8 protein-coding genes and 4 tRNA genes are annotated in these 7,528 nt (G+C 26.3%); 6 read left to right on the top strand and 6 right to left on the bottom strand.

The window, feature by feature from the left end; genetic code table 11:
* The first annotated feature begins 452 nt into the window (after positions 1–452).
* Positions 453–1,016 (top strand): hypothetical protein, encoded by a 564-nt coding sequence (locus tag RI01_RS01095; protein ID WP_017192819.1) that lies wholly within the window; start codon positions 453–455, stop codon positions 1,014–1,016.
* 190 nt (positions 1,017–1,206) lie between these two features.
* Here RI01_RS01095 and RI01_RS01090 read toward each other — a convergent pair whose 3' ends face one another.
* Positions 1,207–1,560 (bottom strand): hypothetical protein, encoded by a 354-nt coding sequence (locus RI01_RS01090; RefSeq protein ID WP_017192818.1) that lies wholly within the window; start codon positions 1,558–1,560, stop codon positions 1,207–1,209.
* A 116-nt stretch (positions 1,561–1,676) separates the two neighbouring features.
* Positions 1,677–2,120, bottom strand: a complete 444-nt coding sequence (gene mscL, locus RI01_RS01085; RefSeq protein ID WP_017192817.1) for a large conductance mechanosensitive channel protein MscL — start codon at positions 2,118–2,120, stop codon at positions 1,677–1,679.
* Positions 2,121–2,345: 225 nt separating this feature from the next.
* Between mscL and RI01_RS01080 the strand changes: the two genes are divergently transcribed.
* Positions 2,346–3,176, top strand: a complete 831-nt coding sequence (locus tag RI01_RS01080) for a hypothetical protein (protein WP_235728174.1) — start codon at positions 2,346–2,348, stop codon at positions 3,174–3,176.
* Positions 3,177–3,243: 67 nt separating this feature from the next.
* On the opposite strand, the gene RI01_RS01075 is transcribed toward RI01_RS01080, so the two are convergent.
* The gene (locus RI01_RS01075; protein WP_017192815.1) at positions 3,244–3,690 is read right to left on the bottom strand and encodes an Hsp20 family protein; all 447 of its coding nucleotides are present in this window, start codon (positions 3,688–3,690) and stop codon (positions 3,244–3,246) included.
* A 209-nt stretch (positions 3,691–3,899) separates the two neighbouring features.
* Here RI01_RS01075 and RI01_RS01065 point away from each other — a divergent pair.
* The 4 genes from RI01_RS01065 to RI01_RS01050 all read left to right on the top strand — a co-directional run bounded on the left by RI01_RS01065 (position 3,900) and on the right by RI01_RS01050 (position 4,324).
* A tRNA-His gene (locus RI01_RS01065) sits at positions 3,900–3,975 on the top strand.
* A gap of 44 nt (positions 3,976–4,019) precedes the next feature.
* A tRNA-Gln gene (locus RI01_RS01060) sits at positions 4,020–4,094 on the top strand.
* A 38-nt stretch (positions 4,095–4,132) separates the two neighbouring features.
* A tRNA-Leu gene (locus RI01_RS01055) sits at positions 4,133–4,215 on the top strand.
* A gap of 34 nt (positions 4,216–4,249) precedes the next feature.
* Positions 4,250–4,324, top strand: a tRNA-Trp gene (locus RI01_RS01050).
* Between the two features lie 162 nt (positions 4,325–4,486).
* Here the strand turns inward: RI01_RS01050 and nrdF are convergent.
* The 3 genes from nrdF to pgsA form a co-directional block, all read right to left on the bottom strand.
* Entirely contained in the window at positions 4,487–5,515 is a 1,029-nt protein-coding gene (gene nrdF, locus RI01_RS01045; RefSeq protein ID WP_017192813.1) for a class 1b ribonucleoside-diphosphate reductase subunit beta, read from the bottom strand.
* Positions 5,516–5,561: 46 nt separating this feature from the next.
* On the bottom strand, positions 5,562–6,614 hold the full coding sequence (gene recA / locus RI01_RS01040) for a recombinase RecA (protein WP_017192812.1): 1,053 nt from the start codon (positions 6,612–6,614) through the stop codon (positions 5,562–5,564).
* 76 nt (positions 6,615–6,690) lie between these two features.
* Complete coding sequence (gene pgsA / locus RI01_RS01035; RefSeq protein WP_017192811.1) at positions 6,691–7,362, bottom strand: CDP-diacylglycerol--glycerol-3-phosphate 3-phosphatidyltransferase; 672 nt, start codon at positions 7,360–7,362, stop codon at positions 6,691–6,693.
* Between the last annotated feature and the right edge of the window lie 166 nt (positions 7,363–7,528).

The raw sequence follows: 7,528 nt of genomic DNA, 5'->3' as shown, positions 1-7,528 counted from the left end.
TTAGTTTGAAAAGATAGGAAATTATCTATTAATTTTTAGTCTTAAAGAGTCATTTTAAAATAAAAAGTTGTATGAAAAAACGGAACAGCTCAAGTTCACCCACTCCATATCTTTCATATGAGTTTTTATGCCGTAATTATAACCCTTATTTTTTTGATCTCAATTAAAGCGTTAAAACTAAAATAATGGCTCAAGAAATACTTTTTTCAGTCTTAATTTTATTAAGAATTTTTAACCGATAAAAAAAACTTTTTTAATCACTTTAAAAGGTTTTTTATTAAAAAGATTAATATTATTATCATTAAAATGGTCTTTTCTTAGAGATATGGATTTTTTTTATCCTTTTAAGAAGTAAAAATTTGTTTTTTATGTAAAAGCGTGTTATAATATAATCATACAAGAAGATAAAAACACAATATAAAAAAAATAAAAGAAAATAGAGGTATATATTTTTGTTTAATCAAAAAATAAAAAATAGTTATTTATTTTTCTTAATGTTAAATGCTTTTTTATTAATGTCTTTACTTTTGTTTACGCAGAAAATTTTTGCTCAAACTAATGAAGAACCTAAACAAACACAAATTGCACACAATATTCGCCTTCAAGATGATATATCAGATATTGTAGAAACTGTTAATGATTCTTTCGCCGACAAAATTAAAATAGGAATGGCTAAGGTTGTTGATGAGTTAAAAGATTATGCTGAGGCTCAGCACAGCGATAAAACTTCCAAAAAAATGATTCAAAACGTAGTAAATGATATTATTAATAACTATTTATCCATAGATGAATGGGCTGAAGTTAAAACTGATTTTTTTAACATTTTTAAATACGATGGCGATTGGATGAAAGATATAGTGACTTCTATATTAACTAACATTGTTAAAAATACTATAACCACGGTAAAAAGCTCTTACAAATCTAGTTATTTTTTTATTTTTGATTCTTTTACTAAAGACATAGATGATGCAGTTTCTGATACTATAAGCACTTTATGGCCGACTTTTCCTAAATAATTACCAAAAAGATTAATGAATTTTTAAAATATTAATGATATTTACCAATATAAAACAAAAAAACTATTTATGAAAAAGACAATTCATAAATAGTTTTTTTGTTTTATATTGGAGGATTTTTTTAATTTGAATTGATATTTAAATTATAACTCCATTAAATAATCATTAACATTTTTTTTGAGAAGTTATTTTAGGAAAAAAGATTATTTAATTCTTCTATTTCATTAGCTTTTTCGATTAAAGCATTAGTGATAGAAGATAAATCTTTTTTAATTTCTTCCTTCTCTTTCGTTAATAATTTAATCTTTTTCTTGTAAAAACATAAATTATGGTCTTTTTTAATGATTTGTTGTTGATTTTCTTTAATGATCAATTCTTGCGTTTGAATAATGTTGTTTTTTTCCTTCAATGAATCTGTTAAAATTTGTATCCTTTTTTCGATAAATTGTTTCTTTGTTTGACATTCCCCTTTTGTTAGGCGAAAATAAACCATCATACAAAAGAAGACAAATAGTATCCAACGGAAAGAATAAATTTTTTTCATAAATTGACGTATATATTACCTTTTTTTAAAATATCATCATATAACAATAAAGTTTATAGATAATTTGTTCAATTGAAAAATATCCCCATATTAAGAGCATTTTTAACTATATTATATTATTTTGGAGGATTTTGAAGCAAGTCTTTAATTTCTTTTAGTAAAGTTACTTTTTCTTGTTCTAATTTTTTGATATCGTCGCTTTTAAATTCTTTGACGTTAGAAGAGCTCTTGGTTTTTAAATATTTTTTACCATGATACACAAAAACATAAATAACGAAAGCGACCATAAAAAATTCAAAAACGTTTTGTAAAAATTTACCATAATTAATAGCGTTCTCCCCTCCTAAAGTTATTTTTAGTTCATTTAAGGTAAATTTGCCGTTAAAAAACCAAACAATAGGAGGCATAATGATGTCAGTAGTCAAGGAACTCACCATTTTGCTAAATAACTGCCCTATCACGATGGTGATAGCTAATTTGATAATGTCCCCTTTATTGATAAAAGACTTAAAACCATCTTTAAAATCTTTTAATTGATGTAAATATTTATGTTCAGACATGATAATTCCCCTCTTCTTTATTATAAATTTATAAACAGAATCACATATTTTAATTTTATTGTATTGGCGTGCGCTAAAAAAATCAAAAAGTTACATAAAAAATATATTATAAAAATAATAATAATTTGTTAATTTAAAAAACTAATGCTACAATAATATTGTAGCATTAGTTTTTTAAGTTATTTAAAAAAAATAAAAAAGGTTCAAAAGGTGAAATTTACTGTGGTGAATGAAATTTGGAACAACATTTCTAATCATTTAAAAACTTATTGGGGTCAATACTTGATTTTATCGAGTATTATTTTGGCCGGACCGCTTCAAAAACTAGTTAAGTTATTAATGCGTTTTATTTTGTTTCTTTTGAATTTTTTCTTCGGAGAAGAAAAAGAAAAAAACGATATTAATAACGAAAATCCGCAAATTTCCATTCAAAACCAATTATCAGATGATGTATATAAAAATAAAAACTTATCTTTAATAGAATTAACTATTTTGGACATGAAGAGAAAAGAAGAAACAAAAAATTCCAGAGAAAAAGATAAAGATATTGATTTAATTAGGTTAGAATTATATCAAAGTAAATTAGAAAGCAAAATAGAATTACACCAACAACAAAATTTCTTTGAAAAAGAATTATTAAAACAAAAATTAGAACTTTTAGAAAAAGAATTATTGAAAAACAGTATTAAAAATAGTTTTAATTTTAACGGTAACAAAAAAAAACAAAGAAAGAACGACAATTATAATAATAACAATTATAACGATAATAATGGTAATAATTCTCAAGAAGGAGAAAATGTTAACAAAAAACCTATTGACCTTTCTTTCTTCGAAGAAACGATCAATAAACAGATTCCTGAAAGTTTGAAAAAAATATTTGATCAATTAAAAAACGTTTCTGAAATGCAGTTATTTATGTTAAACAACATGCCTATGAATGATAATTCTTTTTCTTATTATGATGATCAAAAAAACGCCTTATATATTGACCCAAAAGATTTGCCTTTTGTTAAAGCCCTTTTAGTGGATAAGACGAATAAACAATTAAAAAATTAATCTTTCTATAGAGTAAATAAAAAAAAATCAAAATAATTATATTTTGATTTTTTTTTATTTATAAGAATTATTTTAATTCTAAATATTGTTTTTCTTTTCGAGTCTTTTCAGGTTTTTTCTTAATAATAATTGTCAATAAACCATTATTTAATGAACCGTCAATATCTTCAATAGAAAAATCTTCACCTATGTTAAAACTACGTTTAATAATACCTCTAATTCTTTCTTGTCTTAAAAAATTAACTTCAGGTTGGCTTTCGTTTTTTTGCACGTCTTTTGATGGTTTTTCTTGATGAGGATGAGCTTCAATGATTAACCATCCTTCTTCTAAGCTTATTTTAATATTTTCTTTTTTAAAACCAGGCAATTCGCTAATCAATTCATAATGTTGAGGATATTCTTTAATATCGGTTCTCATAAAAGAATGAGAATTCTCGCCAAAAGAAACGCTTTTCCAATAGTCTAATAAATTTTCTAATAAATCGTTATTTTTATCAATTGCATTAACAAACATTTTTATATTTATCTCCTTTTCTATTATTTATTTTAATATTATTAATGATTTCATTTTTATTATAACAAATCATTTTGGCAATGTCAAGGGGAGAGTGATAATTTATTTTTTTAATATTATGTATTATTTTTTGATTACTTTTTTTTAAAAAATAATGTATAATAATAAATGTTGTTATTTGATACATTATTTTTGGATGTATTTTTATGGCGGTTGTGGCGAAGTGGTTAACGCAGCGGCTTGTGGAGCCGACACGCGTGGGTTCGATTCCCATCAGCCGCCCCAATTTATTATTTTTATTATTTTATCTTTATATCTTTTTCTTTTGTAGGCCCATAGCCAAGTGGTAAGGCAACGGACTTTGACTCCGTCATTCGTTGGTTCAAATCCAGCTGGGCCTGCCAACGCTAACAACATAAATGCGACAACTTTAAACTAATCTGCGGGTGTGGCGGAATGGAAGACGCACTAGACTTAGGATCTAGCGCTTTTGGCGTGCAGGTTCAAGTCCTGTCACCCGTACCATTAATATTAAAAATTATTATTTTAAAACATTTTAAGGGATATGATGTCAACGGTAGCATAACGGTCTCCAAAACCGCTTGTTCGGGTTCGAATCCTGATATCCCTGCCATTTAAATTATCATTAAATAAAAATTAAATTAATACAAAAAATTAATATAAAAAAGAAAGAAAACTCTTTTAAAGAATTTTCTTTCTTTTTTATTTTTTATAAAAAACAACAAGTTATTTAATAAGACTTTTTTTAATAATATCTATTTTAAGGCAAGATTTTTTAAAAAATAAAATCCTCGTCTTTGAGGCTTTCTGATTTCATTTTTTGGTAACCATTCCCTTTCATGGAAAAGTTATCCATAGTTTTAGTTTCAGTATTAAGTCCGTTTAAAACTACAGGATTAATATTTTCTTGAGGGAATTTTTGTTCAAAACCTAAATTCATTAACGCTTTATTAGCATTATAACGAACAAAGGTGTTAACATCTTCTATCAAACCAACTTCTTGATAAATTTCATGAGCTAAAGATTTTTGTTCTTCATATAAATTGTCCAATAAATCATCTAACCATTTTTTTAAATATGTTTTTTGTTCTTTGGAAAAGTTATAATATAATTCTTTAGCTAAACGACCTACATAAACGCCATGAACACTTTCATCTCGGATAATCAAGTTAATCATTTCTCCAGCTTGCATCAATTGACCTTGACCGTAGAAATATAAAGGATAATAAAAACCACTGTAAAACAACCAAGTTTCAAGAAAAACAGAAGCAACCATACTTTTCCATTTAATTTCGTTAAAAGTTTTATTATCGCTTTGTTCGTTTTCATATTTATTAATAACGATTTTTTTTTCTAAATTTTCGTAAATGCCGACAATAATATTTAAAATGTTTTGTAAATTTTTTTGTTCTTCGCCCCAAGCGAATAATTGATTTATTTCTTCTTTATTTAAAAAAGTCATAAAAATATTAGAATAACTTTTCGCGTGAACAGCATTTTCCATTGCTCCCATGAAATTAAGGGTCGCTTTTTTTTGATGTTCATAAGGTAAGCAAGAACGAAGAATAACCGGCATACCGATATCACCTTGATAAGTATCTAGAAAAGTCAAAACTAATAAATTCCTTGAATAGGCTTTTTTTTCTTCAGGAGAGAGTGCTTGCCAAGCAATTAAATCGCTTTGAAGACTGATGTCTTCAGGACGCCAAAATTGACTTAAATTTTGTTCATAAAAATATTGCGTAAACTCGTCTTCTAATTTATTCCAATTCGCCCCTTTAAAAAGGCTGTTTGTTTCTTTCATATAAAGACCTTTCTATTGTTAAATTTTTTTTAAACAGGATATTTATTTATAGCAATTTATAACTTTTTTTAATTTGTTCTTCTAAAGATTTCGCTATTTCAGGGTTTTGTAATAAAAATTCTTTAGCTTTTTCTTTTCCTTGACCGATATGTTTATTTTGATAACTATACCAAGCGCCGCTTTTTTGGACTAATTCAAGATCAACCGCTAAATCTAAAATTTCACCTTCTTTAGCAATTCCTTTCCCGTACATAATTTCTAATTGAGCAACTTTGAAAGGAGAAGAAACCTTAGATTTCACTACTTTAACATTGGAACGAATACCGATAAAAGTACCATCTTCTTTGATGAATTCAGACTTTCTAATATCTAGCCTTAAAGAAGCGAAATATTTTAAAGCTTTACCGCCTGGAGTTACTTCAGGACTGCCGTAAATCACTCCCACTTTCTCTCTTAATTGATTCACATAAATCACGATAGTGTTAGTTTTAGAAACGATAGCCGATTGCTTTCTCATTGCTTGTCCCATCATTCTGGCGTGAAGACCCATAAAAGAATCGCCGCTTTCACCTTTTAATTCAGCTTCCGGCACTAAAGCAGCCACAGAGTCAACAACTATTAAACTGAAAATTTCGCTTTTAACTAAAGATTCGACGATATCTAAAGCTTTTTCGCCTGAATCTGGTTGAGAAATAATGAAATTGTCTAAATCTATTCCTATTGCTTTAGCGTAATTAGGGTCCAGAGCGTTTTCCACATCAATAAAAGCGACATTCCCTCCTTGTTTTTGAGCTTCCGCTATTGCGTGTAAAGTTAAAGTTGTTTTTCCGGAACTTTCAGGTCCAAAAATTTCAATAATACGACCTTTAGGAAAACCACCGATTGATAAAGCAATATCCAAAGTTAAAGAACCGGTCGGAATAACTTGGATTTTATCAGTTTGTTCCGAATTTAACTTCATAATGCTCCCTTTGCCGAAACGTTGTTCAATTTCTTTAATTGTTTTTTCAATCACTTCTTTATTTTCTTCGTTTGTCTTCACTTCTTGTTTAGTTTTTTCTATTTTGCTTTTTTCGTTTTTAACTTTTTCGTTATTCATAATTTTGTTTCATTCCTTTGGTTATTTTCGATATATTTTAATATAAATATTTTTTTAGTTATTTGAGTAGAGATAGTTAGTTTTGGACGAAATTAGACCTAATAAATTTAAAATTGTTAATTATATAAAACATTCCTGAAACGAAGATTAAAAAAATGTTTATGCCTGATAAAACATTAATAAAATAACTTATTGATAATTTTACAAAAGGTTCCCAAATATACGGGTATATTTGTTGAACAAATAATAAAAAAATAATAGTTATAAAAGTGAAAACAGTTTTTAATTTTCCTAAAAAAGAAGCGGAAATAATATGTTTTTTTTCAACAGCGACCAAACGTACTCCCGTAATGATCAAATCTCTTATAATAGTGGCTATTATAATAATGACGATTCCTGTTTCAACGCTTTTATTATCACTTTTTTCAGGTAATAAAAATTTATGTTTACTTAACAAATATATGTGAAAAAAAGTGATAATAACAAGCAACTTATCAGCTATTGGGTCAAAAAATTTTCCAAAAACTGTTTGTTGTTGGAATTTTTTAGCTATATAACCATCAAGATAATCGGTGATAGCTGCGATGATAAAAATCAAATTAAAAAACAAACTTAGCGTTGTTTCTACACCATCTGGCTGTTTTTTTTTTATATTTAAAATCATAACCATTAAAGGTAACATGCAAAAAACCAACAAGATACGAAAAACAGTTAAGAAATTGGCTGATTTTTTAATGATATTTTTCATTCTTTAACAATCTTTCTTTAGAAAATAATAATTATTTAACATATTATTTTAACATCGTTAAAATATAAAAATTATCTATATAATCTATATAATAAATATACTATCATATTTTAACGAAAAACATTTAACTTTTAAATATATTTTTGTCTAACTTTTTTTTTTTTTT

This window comes from Italian clover phyllody phytoplasma str. MA1 (assembly GCF_000300695.1).
Taxonomy (GTDB): domain Bacteria; phylum Bacillota_I; class Bacilli_A; order Acholeplasmatales; family Acholeplasmataceae; genus Phytoplasma.
Note: the sequence above shows the minus strand (reverse complement) of the source record. Positions and strands in the feature narration are given on the sequence as shown.